Consider the following 18,855-nt stretch of genomic DNA (forward strand, 5'->3'; position numbering starts at 1 on the left):
GGTGTAACTTCGATTTTTTGCTCGCCAACGATATGGATAATAAAGCAGGTTAAGATATGATGAGAGAATATTTCGCCAGAAACGACCTGAGTGCCGCCCTTGGGTTGGCTGTCGCATCCCTTGTTGCAACTACCAGCAATGCACAAACTGAAACTACCAACTCCGGTCAGGCTGAAGTGATTGAGGAAATCTCAGTTACCGGTATGCGCAGTAGTCTGCGGCAGTCACTCGCCATTAAACAAGAGGCCAGTGGTGTGGTTGACGCCGTTGTGGCGGAGGATATCGGCAAGTTCCCTGATGCGAATGTTGCGGAATCCCTGCAGCGTATCCCCGGTATCTACCTTTCCCGTGATGGCTCCAGCAACGAAGGTAACCGTATCAGTATTCGCGGGCTGGGTCCCAGCTTCGCGGTGACTACTATCAATGGTGCGCCGGTGCATACCACTTCCTCGGATAACATTGGCAGCTCCACGCGAGATTTTAATTACGATGTGTTCCCATCTGAGCTTTTTGGCGCCGTTAGAGTTTACAAAACACCAATGGCTGAACTGACCGAGGGTGGGATTGGTGGTGTGGTCGATTTGGCTACACCACGGCCCCACGACCAGGACGGTCAGGTGATTCGCTATGCGGTATCGGCACCCCATAACGATTCGTCTGAGGAAACCAGCCCCCGCGGGTCCTTCCTGTATAGCAATATCTGGGGAAACTTCGGCGCGCTGATTGGTTTGGCGCACTCAGAGGCCGTCAACACCCGTTCCGGATTTCAGACCACAGGTAGTTTTAACCGTTCGGCGTTGGGTGAGGATAATGAGGGAGCTTTTGGGTTTAAGCTTGATCTGGACAACCCCGACGCAAATTTCAATGATCTTACCCGAGATCAGATCGACAACGCATTTATGCCTCGTTTCTACCGGACCTTCGCTACCACGAACGAGCGTGAACGCACCGCATTGGTCAATTCCTTTCAGTTCAAGAACGATAAAATTGACATCAGTTTGGATACCTTGTTGGCAGAAATTAACGACGAGCGCGATGAGTATACCTTTGGTGCCGCGATTCGCAATTCCGGGACTACTGTTGGCACAGGTATCGTGCCGATCGATCCAATCATTGACGAGCACAATAACTTGCACGGCGTTTTCGGTAATGTGCCCATATTTGCGGAGAGTGTCGTCAATGACAGCGAAACGGAATTCCAGAGTTTCAACCTGCGTGCTGAATACCTACTGACAGATACAGTGACACTCAGGGGGCAGATCACTTCCTCGAGCAGTGACGCCGAGTTAACGCGCTGGCGGATGGGCTCCGAAACTCGCGAGGGCGTGGAAATGCTGATGGATCACCGAGGCAACGGTCTCTATCCGGATCTTGTAATCCTCAATGGCGATATCACCAATCCACAGTTTTACACACGGGCAGATCGCGATTTCAGCCTGCGTAATGAAGAAGACGATGATGATATGGCCAAGTTTGAGATCGCGTGGGACTATGATGTTCGCGGTTGGCTGGGCACCCTGAAATCCGGTGTGAGCTATGCAGAATCCTCAAAGTATTCCTCCAGGACCAATGGCAGTGCAGTCTTTGATGATCAGCTGCTTCCCAATGGGCTGACCTGGAACACAATGACCACCGAGCAGCGTCTCGCAGTGATGGACAGCGAGCTGAGCATCGATCCCTTTGCCAAGGGATCGGGTGAAAACTTTCCCAAAGGCTGGGCAAACTGGACCCGGGACACCATCGAGAATTTTTTCCAGCCGGAACGGGCGACCCGCATGTCACCGCGTAATTTTGGCGCTACCTTCGAGGCCCAGGAGGATGTGGCCTCAATCTATTTGCAAACTGACCTGCGGGGCGACGTTTACAACCGTGAACTGCGCATGAATGTGGGATTGCGTTATTCAGAGACCGATGTAAGCATCGATAACTTCCTGCTGGTTGACGGGGAGTTTGAGTCCAACTCCAGTAAGGATTCCTACGAAAATCTTATGCCTTCCGTCAGCCTGGCTTACGATGTCTATAACGATGTGGTATTGCGCGCTTCCTACGGGAAAACCATTACGCGTTCGGCACTTACAGATATCGCTGGTAGCCTGGTCATTCCCAACGTCTTCGAGCCGCAGGCAAACAGCGGTAATCCAGGTCTTCTGCCAATGGAAGCGGATCAATACGACCTCACCGCTGAGTGGTACTTTGCCGAAGGCGCGCTGGTCAGTGTTGGGCTTTTCCAGAAGGATTTATCGGACACCACTACAAGCGAAACTGTGGTGGTTCCCTGGAGCTCTCTCGGTTTGCCCGATTCTGCTCTCGGGTCAAATCTCCAGGATGCAGAGGGTAATGTGGATCCGGATCTTCCGATCACTCTCTCCACCAAGGTCAATGAAGGTGATATCTCCTTCACAGGCTTGGAGATGGCCTATCAACAAAACTTTACCTTCCTGCCGGGGATATGGGGCAATTTTGGCACTCAGATGAGCTATACCCGGGTGGATACCGATGGCCAGGACTGGACTTCGAGATCCGGTGTGGATCACGAAGTATGGAATGTGCCAAAGTATGGCTACGCCGTTACAGGTTTCTGGGAGGATGAAGTTTTCACAGCCCGGTTATCCTGGACTTACAAGGACAGAACTGCCGTCGAGACCAATAACGACCCGGGGCGCGACCTGCAGCGCTGGCGTACCGGCGCGGGTTATCTGGATGCATCACTCAGCTACCATTTGACCGATTGGCTGGAAGTGCGTATTGATGGGACCAATCTCAATGATGAGAAGACCTACGAGTACTTCCCGGATCCCGATGGTATTTACAGTGGCAGTCGATCACGCAGGGATAACTTCCTGGAGAACGGTCGTACAATCACACTGGGTATACGCGGGTCTCTCTAAAAGCAGCTCCGTAATATTTCATCGGCAACGACCAAATAGATTAGGGCGGAGCACCGCGAGGACTTGGAGCGTCCCGCCCGATCTATTTGGTCATGAAGAGCCAGCGACTCTGGCAATCGCTCCCCATCAAAAATAACATGGCATTTATATCAGCAGAGCATTAATGGAGGACGTTAATACTTTGATTTCCAGCTTCTGCCAGTCGGCCAGTACCGCCAGCTCAAGCTCCGAGAAGCATAGGGATGCTTTGTCCATGTGGCGGTTTGGCGGTGCTCGATAAGCTGTGCAATTGTCTGCTCTTCTGCAATCGTTACAAGCTTCTCCTTCACTGTCTTCGCTACTAGAAGGCTCAGGAACTCGGTTTTCTTGTCAGATTTATCACTCGGCATGAGATATACAGTGTCACACATTTTTATTAATACATGAGTTCTATTAGCGCCTGGTCAACGAAGGAAAGCATAGGAGTCGCTCTGACGGCCAGAATGTGAAGATGATTGTAGTACTGAATGCGATGGCAAGAGATGGGACTTACTGGGGAGAGAGCGATGTCAAATAATCTGCTTGACATCACGGTCGCTTGTTAAATTTTGCGCTTGGCGCACCAACGCCATAGCGATGTGGCCCCGCACGGCTAATGCAGGGCCTGGATATTTAACTCAGATCGGGTGCTTTCAGTTTCCCGGAGCGAAGGTAGGTGGTGTGTGAGGGCATCATTTCTACTCGCTTCTGCACACCTGCGCGTATCTTGTTCAGGCGCGTGCGCAGTTCGTCCTCCGACAGCGTGTCCGCAACCGGGTGGTGACCTTCCGGCCGCAGCCCCTGACCGAACAGTACGGCAAACCAGCTCACTTCATTAAAGAAAGCGTTTTTGTCGGGCATGACTTCGCCGCGCAGGCGGAACATTTCCAGTTTTTCCTTCAGCGAGTCGGGAATCTCCATGTTTTTCACATAGCGCCAGAAGGGTGTGTCTTCCCGTTCCGTGACCGCGTAGTGGGCAACCAGAAAGTCCTTCGTCTCAATATATTCAGTTTGCATCTCGTGATTAAAACGGTTGCTGAGGAGATCGCTGATCTCGTTCTTCGGAAACAGTTCCAGCAATTGGAATATGGAGCGCTGGATCAGGTGGATACTGGTGGACTCCAGGGGTTCGAGAAAGCCGCTCGACAGCCCGATGGCAACGCAGTTTTTAACCCAGAATTTATTGCGAATACCGGTGGTGAATTTCAAGGTGCGCGGCTCGGCCAGCGGTTTGCCGTCGAGGTTGTTGAGCAGCTTGCTGGCGGCTTCATCGTCGCTGATATAGTGATCGCAGTACACATAGCCATTGCCGGTTCGGTGCTGCAGGGGAATGCGCCACTGCCAACCCTCTTCACGCGCGGTGGTGACCGTATAGGGAAAGATATCGCCGGTGTTTTCACTGGGTACCGCGGCGGCGCTGTTGACCGGCAGCCAGTGGCTCCAGTCGGTGTAACCGGTTTTGTAGACCTCCTCGATCAGCAGCCCCTTGAAGCCCGAGCAGTCGATAAACAGGTCACCTGCAACGGTCTGGCCGTTATCGAGCTGGAGGCTTTCGATGTAGCCGCTGTCGGGGTGTTGGGTGACATTGACAATTTTCCCTTCGATTCGTTGGGTGCCGCGTTGTTCGGCGTAGCGGCGCAGATAGGCCGCGTACAGGGTGGCATCAAAATGGTAGGCGTAGTTGATATCGGGCAGTAGTTTCGGGCCGGGTTGCGCCCCCACCCGCATAAACCGGTTCGCCTCGGCGGCGGCGGATTCGGCGTTAAAGGCGCTGAAGTTCAGTTTGCCGCCCTGGGCGCGCCAGCGCAGCCAGAAGTGCATAAAGTTGACGCCTTTCATATTGACGCCGATATTGCCAAACGGGTGAAAGTAACTGTGGTTCCGTGTTTTCCAGTCCTTAAATTCAATGCCCAGTTTAAATGTGGCTTTGGTTTCGCGGACAAATTCATCTTCGTCCAACCCGAGCATATTATTGAAGAGCTTGATCAGCGGAATAGTGGCCTCACCGACGCCGACGGTGCCGATTTGTTCGGATTCCACCAGGGTGATGTTATAGAGCTGGGTGCCCATGGCGCGAGACAGGGCGGCGGCGGTCATCCAGCCGGCGGTGCCGCCGCCGACAATGACAATGTTCTTTATTTTGTTTTGCATTATTAACTTACCGGGAAAAAGTGTTCAAGGTTTGAGGCCCTATTGCATCTCCATATAGGTTTGCGGGCTCAGGCTCGCAACTGGCTGCAGCAATCGGTACGGGGTGAGGGGCGCGCGGGTCAGATCCTTCTCGCGCTTATACCAGGACAACTGCGGTATCTAATGTTTCTCCCCCCTAATTTCTATACTTCTGCTGTAGTAAATCGCGTGAGTAGGCAGACTCACCCTTCGCGTGGCTGGGCCACCCCCGTGCGGCTTCCGAGGTAGCCGGATACTTTACCGTAAATTGGGCACTCTTGCTCCTCTCCGTCCCGCGCGAGCCAACGCCCATGAACTAACGGTACCCTCCCGGCTCCCCACTGAGGCCGAATTCTTGAAAACTCCAAACGGGCTCCCAGAAGCAAGCCATTCGTATACCTCTGGAAGCCTCATCAAGCATATTGACTTTTATTAATATTAAACAATAGGATTGGTGTCTACCTGCCCTCGAGCCTGATCGGGTGCATCGCCAGAGAATAAATCCCCGGAGAAACTTATGGAGCTTGGAGGGAAGCTTGAGGTCGGACGGTCGAGACGGGTTGCCCTCTATGTGACTTGCCTGGTGGATGTCATGCGCCCGAGTGTCGGTTTCGCGGCAATCAAGCTGCTGGAAGATGCGGGCTGCGAGGTCGTGATACCTGAACACCAGACCTGCTGCGGCCAGCCCGCCTACAACGCCGGCGGAGAAGCAGATGCAAAAGCCCTGGCCAGGCAGGTTGTCGAAACGTTCGAGCCCTTCGATGCGGTGGTGGTGCCCTCCGGCTCCTGCGCCGGCATGATCAGGGATCACTACCCCAAATTGCTGGCGGCGGAGCCCGAATGGCGGGATCGGGCGGCCGGATTGGCTGCCCGGACCCACGAGTTGACCAGCTTCCTGGTGGATGTCCTGGGGCTGGAATCCGTGGAAGCCGACTATAAGGGCACGGTTTGTTACCACGACAGCTGTGCCGGGCTCCGCGAACTGAACGTCAAACAGCAACCCCGCAAACTGTTGCGCAGTGTGCGGGGGGTAGAGATGCGGGAAATGGACGACGCTGAAGTCTGTTGCGGTTTCGGCGGCCTGTTTTGCGTCAAGTATGCGGACATCTCCAACCAGATGGTCAGCCGCAAGATGGACAATATCGAGGCCAGCGGGGCGGATACCTTGCTGGCGGGGGATCTGGGCTGCCTGTTGAATATGGCTGGCAAGCTGACCCGGCAGGGCAGCCGCGTCAAGGTCCGTCATGTGGCGGAAGTGTTGGCGGGCATGACCGACCTTCCCGCGATCGGCGAGGAGCACTAATGCAGCCGAGTTGTAATTCCTTCAAACAGCAGGCCGCGCAGGCCCTGCGGGATCCGAAACTGCAGGGTGCCTTTGGAAAGCTGGGCGACGGCCTGCAGGCGCGCCGGGCCGCGGCAGTGGGGCAGTTGCCGGAATTCGAAGCCCTGCGCGAAGACGCCCGCCGCATCAAGCGCCGGGTCATGTCGGATCTGGACACCTGGCTGGAGCAGTTCGAGCAGAAGGTGCGGGGGCAGGGCGGCCATCTGCACTGGGCCAGTACCGCGGACGATGCGCGCGAGGCGATCCTGGCAATCTGCCAAAGGGTGGGGGCGAAAACCGTCACCAAGGGCAAGTCCATGGTGACCGAGGAACTGGGGCTCAACGACTACCTCGTCGATCAGGGGATCACGCCGGTGGAGACGGACCTCGGCGAGTATATTCTGCAGTTGCGCCGCGAAGCGCCGAGCCACATCGTGATGCCCGCCGTTCACCTGGCGCAGGACGATATCGAGCGGACCTTTGTCGAAAGCCACCCGCAGCTGCCGCCGGACCGGGATCTCTCGACGGCGGAAAGCCTGGTGGCCGAGGCCAGGCAGGAGTTGCGCGAACTTTTTTTCAAGGCGGATGTGGGCATCACCGGCGCCAACTTCATGATCGCCGAGACCGGGTCCACGGTGATCGTCACCAACGAAGGCAACGGCGATTTGACCCAGACCCTCGCCAGGGTGCACGTGGTGGTGACCACCATCGAGCGGGTGATCCCCACGCTGGAGGATTTGTCGACCTTCCTGCGCCTGCTGCCCCGCTCGGCCACCGGCCAGGACGCCACCGCTTATGTCACCCTCTCCTCCGGCCCCAAACGCGAAGGGGATATGCACGGCCCGGAAGAATTCCATGTTGTGGTGCTGGATAACGGCCGCAGCGAGCTGCTGGGCGGTGAAAACCAGGACATTCTGAACTGCATCCGCTGTGGCGCCTGTATGAATCACTGCCCGGTCTATGGCGCCGTGGGGGGCCACGCCTACGGCTGGGTATACCCGGGCCCCCTGGGTGCAGCCCTCACACCCGCCCTGATCGGGGTGGAGAAATCCGCGGCTCTTCCCAACGCCTCCACCTTCTGCGGTCAATGCGTGGCCGTGTGCCCGGTAAAGATTCCCCTCACCGATATCATGCGGCGCTGGCGGGTGCGCGAGCACGGGCAAAAAATGACTTCGCCGTTGGCCCGCGCCGGTTTGAGCGTATGGGCCTGGCTGGCGTCCCGGCCGGCGCTCTATCGCAAACTCACCGGCCTGGCGGCATGGGGTATGGCGTTGTGCGGCGGCAGGCGGCGGCGCTTGTCCCGCATGCCGCTGGCCGGTGGCTGGACCCGGTATCGGGATTTCCCGGCCCCGGAAGGGGAGACTTTTCACGCGCAACTCGCGCGACGAAAGAAGCGCGCCTCGAAAACCGGCGCCGGGGGGCTTTGCCATGAGTAAGGCGCGCGAGCGGATTTTCGCCGCTATCCGGCGCAATAAAAAGCCGCTGGCCGATGCGCCTGTGGCCGGGGAGGGCATCGCTCATGCAGATACCATTCCTACCCATACCATCCCCGCCGGGACCCGACTGACGTCTGAGGCTCTGTATGCAGAGTTCGAACACCGGTTGTCTGCCGCTTCCGCCTCGGTGGAGCGGGTGGAATCGGCATCCGGGATACCCGCGGCGGTATGGCGCCATCTGTCGGATCGACAGCGGCGGGCGCAGTGCTTTGCCAATGGCTCCGCGGCGGAGCTGGACTGGGCCTCGGTGCCGGAGCTGGATATTCGCTCGGGAGCCGGGGATGCCGATACTCCGGTGTGTATCACCTCGGCGTTTCGCGGCATTGCGGAAACCGGCAGCTTGGTGCTGTTGTCGGCACCGGGGCACTCTTCGGCCAGTTATTTTCTGCCGGAATTGTTGATTGTGATCCTGTCGCGCCGGGATATCCTGGCCACCCAGGAGGCGGTCTGGGCCGACCTCCGGCGGCGCTCGGAAGAAATGCCGCGCACCGTTACTTTGGTTACCGGCCCCTCCCGGACCGGGGACATCGAGCAAAAAATCGTGCTCGGGGCCCATGGCCCCAGGCAGGTTCACGTACTGCTTGTGAATTAGTTCGCCACTGAGGTTCTGTGTGACAAAAAAAAGTTATCTGGTGCAAAAAACCTGCAACCGCCTGCTGGATCGGGTGGAAGCAGTCTTCGGGACGGACAGCCCCTACCTGCCGAGTGACCTGGCCCTCGCCACTGAGCTGGAGGTCAGCCGCACCACCCTTCGCGCGGCCCTGGAGCAATTGAACGGGAAGGGCCTGATCGAGCGGGACGGTGCCGGCAAGCGCGTGGTGCGCAAACCCGGGAAAGAGGATTACTACGATATCAGTACTGCGCCCGCCTCCAGGGAGGAAGTGGTGCAGAAGTATTTCCTGTCCCTGATCAACGACGGCAAGCTGTTGCCCGGCAGTCGTTTTTCGGAGTTGGAGCTGGCAAAACAGTCCGGCTGCAATACGGTGACAGTAAGGGAATTTCTGGTGAGGTTCTCCCGTTTTGGCCTGATTGAAAAGAAGCCCCGCTCCCAATGGCAGATGGTGGAGTTCGACGCTCGCTTCGCCGCGGAGCTGGTGGAGTTCCGCAAGGTGTTGGAGATGCGCGCATTGGTGAAACTCCTGGACTGTGATGACGATCATCCGGTCTGGCGGGAACTGGGCGAGGTGCTGACCCTGCACCAGGCGGTAAAGCGGGATTTTGACAGGCGCTACACTGAACTCCCCGTCCTGGATGCCAGGCTGCACCAGGCCCTGCAGTTGGGGATCAACAACCGTTTTATCAGCCAGTTCTTCGAAGTGGTGTCTTTTGTTTGCCACTACCACTATCAGTGGCACAAGGCTGGCGAGAAGGCGCGCTCGCGTGTCGCCGTGAATGAGCATATCGACCTGATGGTAGCCATTCTGGCCCGGGATGTGGCCGGCGCGGTCAGGGCCCTGGAGGTTCACCTGGATACCGCCGAGCGAACCCTGCTGGAATGTGCCACCCGGGTCCGTAGCGAGCTGGCGTAAGTCCAATACTATTGAGTTAGGCCACTTTTGGAGCCTGCTTGCAGGCGAATAGCTACGGAGCTCCGTTCTTGTTCGCCTGCAAGCAGGCTCCTGATATGGGCGCCAAGTCTTAATCCACTAGGCCGCAGGGGGCAGTCGGCAGAGATATTGTGCGTTGACTTAGCACTTGGGATTGGCTAGAGTTTTCTGGTTCTTTATAAATAAAAAACATAACGAAAACAAACGACAAAACGAATGGCTGCGGTGACGGTGTTCAACTCCAGGCCCGGACTCCGGCCTCGCCTGGCTCCGGATAGGGGTGGCGAAATGATCTGTCTCCGCGCAGGCTCAAGCAGGGAAAACGTCAAGATGACTGATAAGCGGTTTGTGTTGCTGCATCCCAGTGACAACGTGCTGGTGTGTTGTGCTCGCGTGACGGCCGGTGAATCCGTCGTGCTGGAAGGCAAGTCCGTCACCCTTCACACCGAGATCAATGTCGGGCACAAAGTGGCTCGCGTGGATATTGCGAAGGGTGCCCGGATTATCAAATACGGTGCGCCCATCGGTTCGGCCACGGACGATATCGCCTTTTCCCGGCACGTCCACCTGCACAATATGAAAAGTGACTATATTCCCAGCCACACCAGGGAAAGCAAGCAGGGGGAAGAGCGATGAAAGGCTATTTACGAGCTGACGGACGCAAGGGTATCCGCAACGTCCTGCTGGTAACCTACCTGGTGGAATGCGCCCACCATGTGGCGCGCACGATTGTCACCCGGGCCGACTCGGACAGTATCCAGTTGATAGGTTTTCCTGGATGTTATCCCAACGACTATTCACTCAAAATCATGGAACAGTTGTGCACCCACCCCAATGTTGGCGGCGTGGTGATCGTTTCTCTCGGCTGTGAAGGTTTTAATCGGGAGCGTTTAAGTAAAACGGTCAGTGAAAGCGGCCGACCTGTGAGCACTTTCGTGATCCAGGAATCCGGCGGAACCAGGCAGACCGTCGAGGCCGGACTTCAGGCTGTCGGTGAAATACAACGGGAAATCGCCAATGCCCCCATGGTTGATATGGGGGTGGAGGAACTGGTGGTCGGAACCATTTGCGGTGGCTCGGACGGCACCAGTGGCATCAGTGCCAACCCCGCTGTCGGCAGCTGTTTCGATATGCTGGTGGACAGGGGAGCGGCCTGCATTTTTGAAGAAACCGGCGAGTTGATCGGCTGCGAACAGATAATGGCGGATCGTGCCGTAACCCCGGAACTGGGCCGTGAAATTATAGAAGCCGTACAAAAGGCCGAAAACTATTATCGGGTGATGGGCTACGGCAGCTTTGCCCCGGGCAATGCGGAAGGTGGTCTGACAACCCTGGAAGAGAAATCCATGGGCGCCTATGCCAAATCCGGTGCTTCCCAAATTCACGGCATGATCAAACCCGGTGATATTCCCCCGCGGGGTGGCCTATACCTGATGGATGTGGTGCCCGACGGGGACCCGCTGTTCGGCTTTCCCAATATCGTGGACAGCGCCGAGATCGTGGAGATGATCGCTTCCGGTGCCCATATCATCCTGTTTACCACCGGCCGCGGTTCTGTAGTCGGCTCGGCCATTTCACCCGTGATCAAAGTCTGCGCGAATCCGGAGACCTACCGCAAGATGGCCGATGATATGGACATCAATGCGGGCAAGGTGATTGAAGGCCGCGCTGCCGTAGCCAGCGTGGGCGAGGAAATTTACCAGTTGGTATGCAATGTGGCCGGGGGTGAGAAAACAAAATCCGAAGCCCTGGGGCATCAGGAGTTTGTGTTGACCTATAAACAGTTCGAGCCCATCGGGCCCGCTTGCCTGCCCCGGCGCTAATCTGGGCAGTGTGGCGCCGGCACGGCGCTTAACGTTCATTTCAGGTAACTGCTCTCCCCTCTCCCGCTTGCGGGGGAGGGGCCGGGGGAGGGGGTGCTGAACGGTTCCCCTCTCCCTAACCCAGTGACTCGCGCCATCCATGGCGCTCGGCCTTCGGCCAGCTAAAGCTGCCCAAATCCGCTCCCGGCGGATTTGTCCCCGAAGGGGAGAGGGGACTGTTGGGGTGAGTAGTTACCATTTCAGAACGAGGGATAGAAGCGGTATGTTCGGAGAAAAAAGACGAATAGGGCAGACCGCGCTGGAGGTGACGGCACTCGGTTTTGGTGCGGCCACCCTGGGTAACCTTTATCACCCCATGCCCGATGAGGCGGCGAAAGCGGCCATCGAAAAGGCGTTTGCCGCGGGGCTCAACCATATTGATACCGCACCCTACTATGGGTTTGGCTTGAGCGAACGTCGCGTGGGGGATGCGTTGCGGGAGGTTCCCGCAAACGAGTATGTTCTGTCCACCAAGGTTGGCCGCCTTCTGGCCCCCTGCGACAAGGCCGAAGACAAGTACGGTTTCTGCTCACCGATGCCGTTCGAGCCTGTATACGATTATTCATACGACGGTGTAATGCGTTCCTATGAACACAGCATTCAACGGCTGGGACTGCCCAAAATAGACATCCTGTACATGCACGACATCGGCCGGGTCACCCACGGCCGCGACCACGAGCGCCTGTTCCGCGTTGCCATGGAGGGGGGCTACAAAGCCATGGCCGAGCTTCGTTCACAGGGCCTGGTGAGCGCCATCGGCCTCGGCGTGAACGAATACGAGGTGTGTGAGCAGGCCATGGACCACGCCGATTTCGATTGTTTCCTGCTTGCCGGGCGCTACACACTGTTGGAGCAGCAGGCCCTGGAGCGCTTTTTGCCCCGTTGTGTGGAGCGCAAGACCTCGATTGTACTGGGTGGTCCCTATAACTCGGGAATTCTGGTCACCGGTGTGAAACAGGAAGGCGCGATTTTCCATTACAACTACGAACCGGCGCCCCGGGAAATTATCGAGCGGGTCGCCCGGATCGAAGAAATGTGCCACGAGTTCGCCGTTCCGTTGCCTGCCGCGGCCCTGCAATTCCCCCTGGCGCATCCGGCGGTTGTCAGCGTGATTCCCGGGTTGAGTTCCCCTCGGCGCGTGGAGTCCGCGGTATCGCAAATGCAGGCGGCGATCCCCGGAGCTTTCTGGTCGGCACTGCAGGACGCCGGGTTGATCCATCCAGAGGCACCGTTGCCGGGGCAGAAAGGCTAATGTTACGCATCGATGCGCACCAACACTTCTGGCAGCTGTCGCGGGGTGACTACGATTGGTTGGGGCCGGAACTGGAAGTGTTGTACCGGGACTATCTCCCCGCGCATTTGCAGCCACTGCTGGTCGACGCCGGCGTCAGCAAAACCGTGCTGGTACAAGCAGCGGAAAGCGTCGAGGAAACGGAGTTCATGCTGCGCTTGGCCGACGGCACGGATTTCATAGCCGGCGTCGTGGGCTGGATTGATATGGAGAGCGAGAACGCTGTCGACACGCTCGATCGCCTGGCGAGGCATTCCGCCTTCAAGGGAATTCGCCCGATGATCCAGGACATCGCCGATACCCGGTGGATGCTCAAGCCGGAGCTGGAGTCTGTGTTTACGGCGTTGATTGAACGCGGGCTGACCTTTGATGCACTGGTGACCCCCAGGCATCTGCAATCACTCCTGATCCTGCTGCGGCGCTACCCCGATTTGAAAGTGGTGATCGACCACGGCGCCAAACCGGAAATTGCCACAGGCCGCACGACGGAATGGGCAGAGGATATCGCGCGTATCGCCTCGGAAACGTCGGCCTGCTGCAAGCTGTCCGGCCTGATGACCGAGGCGGGTGACAACCCAGGATTTGAAATATTGATGCCCTATATGGACCACCTGTTGGCGTGTTTCGGCGCGCACCGGTTGATGTGGGGCAGTGATTGGCCGGTGCTGGAACTGGCGGGGAATTACCCTCAGTGGCTGACTTGTGCGGAGCAGTTTGTCGCTCCATTGAGCGAAACGCAGCAGCAAGCCATATGGGCAGGAAATGCCGAGCGATTCTACCATCTGCAAGTGTGAGCGGGATTTTTTTCGGATTGGTAACTACTCGCCTTCGGAACTCGGGATTCGGGAGTCGGAAAAAGAATACCGGGGCTTGATGCGAAGGCCCTGATACCGGGAGCCGTTCGAGAAACATTTGCCGATGAGGCTGTTGAACGAACGGCTACCGGTAGCAGGGCCGCCCAGGCCTGACTTAGTGATGCGAAGCACTGATACCGGGAGCCGTTCGAGAAAAGCGCCTGCGGCGGATAAACAGACCGATGAGGCTGTTGAACGAACGGCTCCCGGTAGCAGGGCCGCCCAGGCCTCGGCTTAGTGTCACAGGGGGGAGCAGTTACCCGGATTGAAGACTTATTGGGAGGGCTATAACGTGGGACAACGTCTACTGGGAAAAACCGCCGTCATTACGGCCGCCGCAGCCGGCATTGGCCGCGCCTGCGTAGAGGCCTATGTGGCCGAAGGGGCTACGGTTTGGGCCGCGGATATCAACGAACAGGCCTTGGAACAACTGCAGTCCGCCCTGCCGGCTGTCAGAGTGAAAGTGCTGGATGTCATGAAAGGTGACGATATCCGCGCGTTTGCCGATGAAGTTGGTGCGATTGATATTCTGTTTAACTGCGCTGGTTTCGTTCACAACGGTAGCATTTTGGATTGTGACGAACAGGACTGGGACTTTTCTTCCAACTTGAATGTCAAATCCTGTTACCAAATGATCCGGGCATTTTTGCCCAGCATGATCGACAACGGCGGCGGTAGCATCATCAACATGGCCTCCATAGCCAGCAGTCTTAAAGCCGTACCCAACCGTTTTGCCTACAGCACCACCAAGGCCGCGGTGATTGGTTTGAGCAAGTCCATCGCCTGCGACTTCGTCAAGCAGGGCATCCGCTGTAATGCGGTTTGCCCCGGCACCGTGGACACCCCGTCATTGCAGGCGCGCCTGAACGCCTTTGATGATCCGGTTCAGGCCCGCAAGGACTTTGAAAACCGACAGCCCATGGGGCGCCTGGCCCGCGCGGAGGAAATTGCGGCGCTCCTGGTATACCTGGGGTCCGATGAATCCAGCTACACCACCGGGGTGGCCCATGTCATTGACGGAGGCTGGTGTAACTGACGCTGGTAATCATTCTTAAAAATATAATAAAGAGGATTTGTCATGACCACAGTAGAAGCCACGGAAGCCAGGGTAACGTCAACGGCTGAGAAGACGGAGCTGGTCCCAGGTTCCGTATTGATTCCTTTCGTTCTCGTGACCTGCTGTTTTGCCCTGTGGGGATTCGCCAACGATATCACCAATCCCATGGTGGCGGCGTTCCAGAAAATCTTCCTCACCGGCGCAACCGAGGCGACCTGGATACAGGTGGCGTTTTACGGCGGTTACGGTGTCATGGCTTTTCCGGCAGCGCTGTTTATTCGCCGGTTTTCCTACAAGGCTGGCATTCTCCTGGGACTCGGGCTGTATACCATCGGGGGCCTGCTGTTTATTCCCGCCAGTTCGATCGGGGAGTTTTATCCCTTCCTGTTGGCCTATTTCGTGATTACCTGCGGCCTGTCATTTCTGGAGACCACCGCCAATCCCTATATCCTGTCCATGGGGCCGGCAGAGAGCGCCACCCGCCGCCTGAATCTGGCCCAGGCGTTCAATCCCGTTGGTTCGCTGATCGGTATGTATATCGCCTCGCAGTTCATCCTGGCCAGGCTGGACGCACGTGGCAGGGAAGCACGGGAGCTTCTGCCCGCGCAGGAGTTTGAGGCCGTAAAAGCCGCCGACCTCGAAATCGTCAGCCAGCCTTATATCATGATAGGACTTGTGATTGCGGTGTTGTTCGTGCTGATCGCATTGATGAAAATGCCGAATCACAAAGCGGCTGCAATGACGGACGCGAGCCTGAAGGCGATCTTCGGGCGCCTGCTGCGATCGAAAAAATACGTCGAAGGCGTGGTGGCGCAAATGCTTTACGTGGGCGCTCAGATCATGTGCTGGACCTTTATTATCCACTACGGCACGGAAGTATTCATGGCCGAGGGGATGATGGAAAAGGACGCCCAGATATTGTCCCAGCAATACAATATCGCCGCCATGGCGATTTTCTGTGCCAGTCGTTTTATCTGCACCTTCCTGTTGAAGTTTATTCACCCGGGCGCGCTGCTGATGTACCTGGCCGCGGGTGGGGTAGGCCTGTCGCTGGGAGTCGTCTTGCTCGGAGGGCAGGGCGGACTTTACTGCCTGGTGGGCATTTCCGCCTGCATGTCGCTGATGTTCCCCACCATCTATGGAATCGCCCTGAAAGGCATTGACGGGGACGATGCCAAATTCGGCGCGGCCGGTCTGATTATGGCCATTGTGGGCGGGACCTTCCTGCCCATGTTGCAGGCCGGAGTGATTGACAATTGGAATATGGGCTTTGTCAGCGCGGTGGAAGCCTCATTTACACTGCCCTTATTATGCTTCGTGGCGATCGCCGTCTATGGCTACAGAACGGCGAAAATTCACGATGCCAGCCCGTACTGATGATTTAGGTTCGAAGTTCACTAGCAGAGGTTGATTACTATGAAATTATTGCGTTTTGGTGATGTGGGACAGGAAAAGCCCGGCATGCTGGATGCCCAAGGCAATGTCCGCGATCTGTCGGGCCACATCAAGGATATCAATGCTGAATTCCTCAGCAGCGAAATGTTTGCCCGCGTACAGGATCTGGACCCCTCCAGCCTGCCGCCGGTGGAAGGTGACCCTCGCATTGCCGAACCGGTTTCCGGTGTGGGGAAATTTATCTGTGTGGGCCTGAATTACGCCGATCACGCCCGCGAGTCCGGCATGGAAGTGCCGCCCGAGCCCGTATTGTTTATGAAAGCCACCTCCGCCATCACCGGTCCCTTCGATCAGGTTCAGCTTCCACCCGGGTCACAGAAAAGTGACTGGGAAGTGGAGCTGGGTGTGGTGATCGGCCGGGAAGCCAAATACGTGTCCGAAGCCGACGCCATGGATTATGTGGCCGGGTTCTGTGTCGTCAATGACCTCTCCGAGCGGGAGTATCAGCTTGAACGGCAGGGCCAGTGGGTGAAGGGCAAGGGGTGTGACACATTCGCCCCCATAGGCCCCTACCTGGTGACGCCGGAAGACGCCGGTGATGTGGAAAATGCGGGTATCTGGTTGGAGCTGAATGGCGAGCGGGTCCAGGACGGCACCACTGCCACCATGGTGTACAAGGTGCCTTTCCTGGTGCACTACATCAGTCAGTTTATGAGCCTGCAACCTGGTGACATTATCAGCACCGGCACGCCGCCGGGAGTGGGCCTGGGTATGAATCCGCCCCAATTCCTGAAGGAAGGCGATGTAATGCGTCTGGGAATCGACAATCTGGGTGTACAACAACAGAGCGTGATTCGCTACGGCAAATAACGCCTCTCAGTGGTCCGGCGGTTATATGGAATGGCTCATGTTCTATAGAACCGCCGGGCCTGTGAGGAAAATGGTGAAAGGAGTCGAAGGGGAATGGCCCTTTCGACTTTGCCGGGCGGCGGCGAAGAGAATCTGTGGATGCCGCGGAACCCGAGGATTTCGTTACCCGGAGGGTTCACCAAGAGCAACTTCCTGGTGGCCTTCAGTCAAAATGGGGAACTTTGTTGCCTTAAGCAGTCACCCCGCCTTATAGGCTTGCTAGCCACAATCACGTGTTATAGTATGACAAATAATATATAAAAATGTTAACGATAACTTGAATTCTCGCTCGTAGAGGCGTGTCCCGGGAGAGGGGTATCCTTTCCTTCCGACCCGGTAGTAAATATAAGAATAGCGATAGAGGGAAAGCGAAATGTCCAAGCGACTCGTTCTGATGATTTCGGCCGCCTTGCTGGGGGCCTGTCAACAGAAAGTGGATCAACACCAGGCTCCGGCCTCTGTCGACACCGCGACCTATACCAACCCCATCATCCACGCCGATTATTCGGACCCGGATGCGGTCCGCGTGGGCGACGACTTCTACATGGTCTCGTCCAGTTTCAACAGTGCGCCCGGCCTGCCCATTCTGCACTCCCGGGATCTGGTCAACTGGCAGTTGATCGGGCACGTCTTCCAGCAGCAGGTACCGCTTGACGTCTTTGCCAGGCCCCAGCACGGCAAGGGCGCCTGGGCACCCAGCTTCCGATACCACGACGGCAAGTTCTGGGTTTTCTACCCGGACCCGGATTTCGGCATTTACGTCACCACCGCCGAGGACCCGACCGGCCCCTGGAGCGAGCCAAAGCTGATCCTGGAGGGCAAGGGTATCATCGATCCCGCGCCCCTCTGGGACGACGACGGACAGGCTTACCTGCTGCATGCCTGGGCAGCCAGCCGGGCCGGTTTCAACAATGTGATCACCCTGCACAAAATGTCCGCGGACGGCACCAAAGTGCTGGACGAAGGCAAAGTCATCATCGACGGCGGCGACTACCCCCTGCACCACACGGTGGAAGGGCCCAAGGTCTACAAGCGCAACGGCTACTACTATGTGTTCGCGCCGGCCGGCGGCGTGGAAATGGGCTGGCAGACGGTGTTCCGCGCCCGCGATATCCAAGGGCCCTACGAGCACCGGGTGGTGCTCGCCCAGGGGAATACCGCCATCAACGGTCCCCACCAGGGGGCCTGGGTGACCACGCCGGGCGGCGAGGACTGGTACCTGCACTTCCAGTACAAGGAGGCCTACGGTCGTATCGTTCACTTGCAGCCGATGCAATGGAGGGACGACTGGCCGGTGATCGGCGCCGATGAGGACGGCGACGGCAAAGGCGAACCTGTCCTGACTTACAGAAAACCCGACGTTGCGCAGCCGTCGACCGATTTCCGCATAGCCACCAGTGACGAATTTGGTTCGGTAAAACTCGGGCCCCAGTGGCAGTGGAATGCCAACTGGCAGGACGACTGGTATTCCCTCGGGGACCGCGAGGGCTGGCTGCGGCTCGCGGCCCAGCCGTTGCCGGCGGATGCCAAGGTCCCGAACCTGTGGGAAATGCCCTCCCTGCTGCTGCAGAAATTCCCCGACCGGGAATTCCAGGTGACGACGAAACTGCAACTGGGCGGCGAGCAGCCCCTGGATGCCGGACTGCTTATTTACGGCTACGACTACGCCTGGCTGGGCTTGCGCAGCGGTGACGCCGGCTACCAACTGGTTCATGAGGTTTGCCCCGGCGCGATGACGGGGTGTGTACTGCGGGAAACGGTGGTGGCCAATCTGAAAGAGCCGGTGATCGAAGTACGTGCCACCGTAAGGGAAGAGGGACGGGTGCTCTTCGCCTATCGAACCGGAGGCGAAACCTTTACCGATTTCAACGAAGGCTTTCTGGCCAAGCCGGGGCGCTGGGTTGGGGCGCATTTTGGGATTTTTGCGCGATCCGGCTCCCCGACCGGTGGAGGATATGCCGATTTTGATTACGTAAGGGTACAGGAAAGCCTGTAGTGAATAGCAGCTCGGTCGTGCCCGGTGCGCGATTTATCGAAGTGATGAAACA

At 57.4% G+C, this 18,855-nt stretch carries 14 protein-coding genes; 13 read left to right on the forward strand and 1 reads right to left on the reverse strand.

Annotation, left to right across the window (positions count from 1 at the left end; translation table 11 throughout):
• Positions 1–56: 56 nt before the first annotated feature.
• Positions 57–2,888 carry a TonB-dependent receptor gene (locus tag PP263_RS22450; protein WP_308366304.1) on the forward strand — a complete coding sequence of 944 codons (2,832 nt, stop codon included), beginning with the start codon at positions 57–59 and terminating at the stop codon, positions 2,886–2,888.
• Between the two features lie 651 nt (positions 2,889–3,539).
• Here the strand turns inward: PP263_RS22450 and PP263_RS22455 are convergent.
• Positions 3,540–5,057 (reverse strand): tryptophan 7-halogenase, encoded by a 1,518-nt coding sequence (locus tag PP263_RS22455; protein WP_308366305.1) that lies wholly within the window; start codon positions 5,055–5,057, stop codon positions 3,540–3,542.
• Positions 5,058–5,592: 535 nt separating this feature from the next.
• Between PP263_RS22455 and PP263_RS22460 the strand changes: the two genes are divergently transcribed.
• The 12 genes from PP263_RS22460 to PP263_RS22515 all read left to right on the forward strand — a co-directional run bounded on the left by PP263_RS22460 (position 5,593) and on the right by PP263_RS22515 (position 18,803).
• Positions 5,593–6,378 (forward strand): (Fe-S)-binding protein, encoded by a 786-nt coding sequence (locus tag PP263_RS22460; RefSeq protein WP_308366306.1) that lies wholly within the window; start codon positions 5,593–5,595, stop codon positions 6,376–6,378.
• A complete protein-coding gene (locus PP263_RS22465) occupies positions 6,378–7,832 on the forward strand; it encodes a LutB/LldF family L-lactate oxidation iron-sulfur protein (protein WP_308366307.1) in 1,455 nt (484 codons plus the stop codon). The genes PP263_RS22460 and PP263_RS22465 overlap by 1 nt, the downstream gene beginning before the upstream one ends.
• The gene (locus PP263_RS22470) at positions 7,825–8,484 is read left to right on the forward strand and encodes an LUD domain-containing protein (RefSeq protein ID WP_308366308.1); all 660 of its coding nucleotides are present in this window, start codon (positions 7,825–7,827) and stop codon (positions 8,482–8,484) included. Before PP263_RS22465 ends, PP263_RS22470 begins: the two co-directional genes overlap by 8 nt.
• 19 nt (positions 8,485–8,503) lie before the next feature.
• Entirely contained in the window at positions 8,504–9,421 is a 918-nt protein-coding gene (locus PP263_RS22475) for a GntR family transcriptional regulator (RefSeq protein WP_308366309.1), read from the forward strand.
• Between the two features lie 348 nt (positions 9,422–9,769).
• Positions 9,770–10,075: a UxaA family hydrolase gene (locus tag PP263_RS22480; RefSeq protein WP_308366310.1), complete on the forward strand. Its 306-nt coding sequence runs from the start codon at positions 9,770–9,772 to the stop codon at positions 10,073–10,075.
• Entirely contained in the window at positions 10,072–11,262 is a 1,191-nt protein-coding gene (locus PP263_RS22485) for a UxaA family hydrolase (RefSeq protein WP_308366311.1), read from the forward strand. The genes PP263_RS22480 and PP263_RS22485 overlap by 4 nt, the downstream gene beginning before the upstream one ends.
• A 262-nt stretch (positions 11,263–11,524) precedes the next feature.
• Complete coding sequence (locus tag PP263_RS22490) at positions 11,525–12,553, forward strand: aldo/keto reductase (protein WP_308366312.1); 1,029 nt, start codon at positions 11,525–11,527, stop codon at positions 12,551–12,553.
• A complete protein-coding gene (locus PP263_RS22495; RefSeq protein WP_308366313.1) occupies positions 12,553–13,386 on the forward strand; it encodes an amidohydrolase family protein in 834 nt (277 codons plus the stop codon). Before PP263_RS22490 ends, PP263_RS22495 begins: the two co-directional genes overlap by 1 nt.
• A gap of 325 nt (positions 13,387–13,711) precedes the next feature.
• Positions 13,712–14,482 carry an SDR family oxidoreductase gene (locus tag PP263_RS22500; protein ID WP_308366314.1) on the forward strand — a complete coding sequence of 257 codons (771 nt, stop codon included), beginning with the start codon at positions 13,712–13,714 and terminating at the stop codon, positions 14,480–14,482.
• A 42-nt stretch (positions 14,483–14,524) separates the two neighbouring features.
• On the forward strand, positions 14,525–15,880 hold the full coding sequence (gene fucP / locus PP263_RS22505; protein ID WP_308366315.1) for an L-fucose:H+ symporter permease: 1,356 nt from the start codon (positions 14,525–14,527) through the stop codon (positions 15,878–15,880).
• A 39-nt stretch (positions 15,881–15,919) separates the two neighbouring features.
• Positions 15,920–16,768, forward strand: coding sequence for a fumarylacetoacetate hydrolase family protein (locus PP263_RS22510; RefSeq protein WP_308366316.1), 849 nt, complete (start codon positions 15,920–15,922; stop codon positions 16,766–16,768).
• A 412-nt stretch (positions 16,769–17,180) separates the two neighbouring features.
• Complete coding sequence (locus PP263_RS22515) at positions 17,181–18,803, forward strand: glycoside hydrolase 43 family protein (RefSeq protein ID WP_308366317.1); 1,623 nt, start codon at positions 17,181–17,183, stop codon at positions 18,801–18,803.
• Positions 18,804–18,855 lie beyond the last annotated feature (52 nt).

Origin of the sequence: Microbulbifer sp. TB1203, from assembly GCF_030997045.1 — a bacterium.
Classification (GTDB): Bacteria; Pseudomonadota; Gammaproteobacteria; order Pseudomonadales; family Cellvibrionaceae; genus Microbulbifer.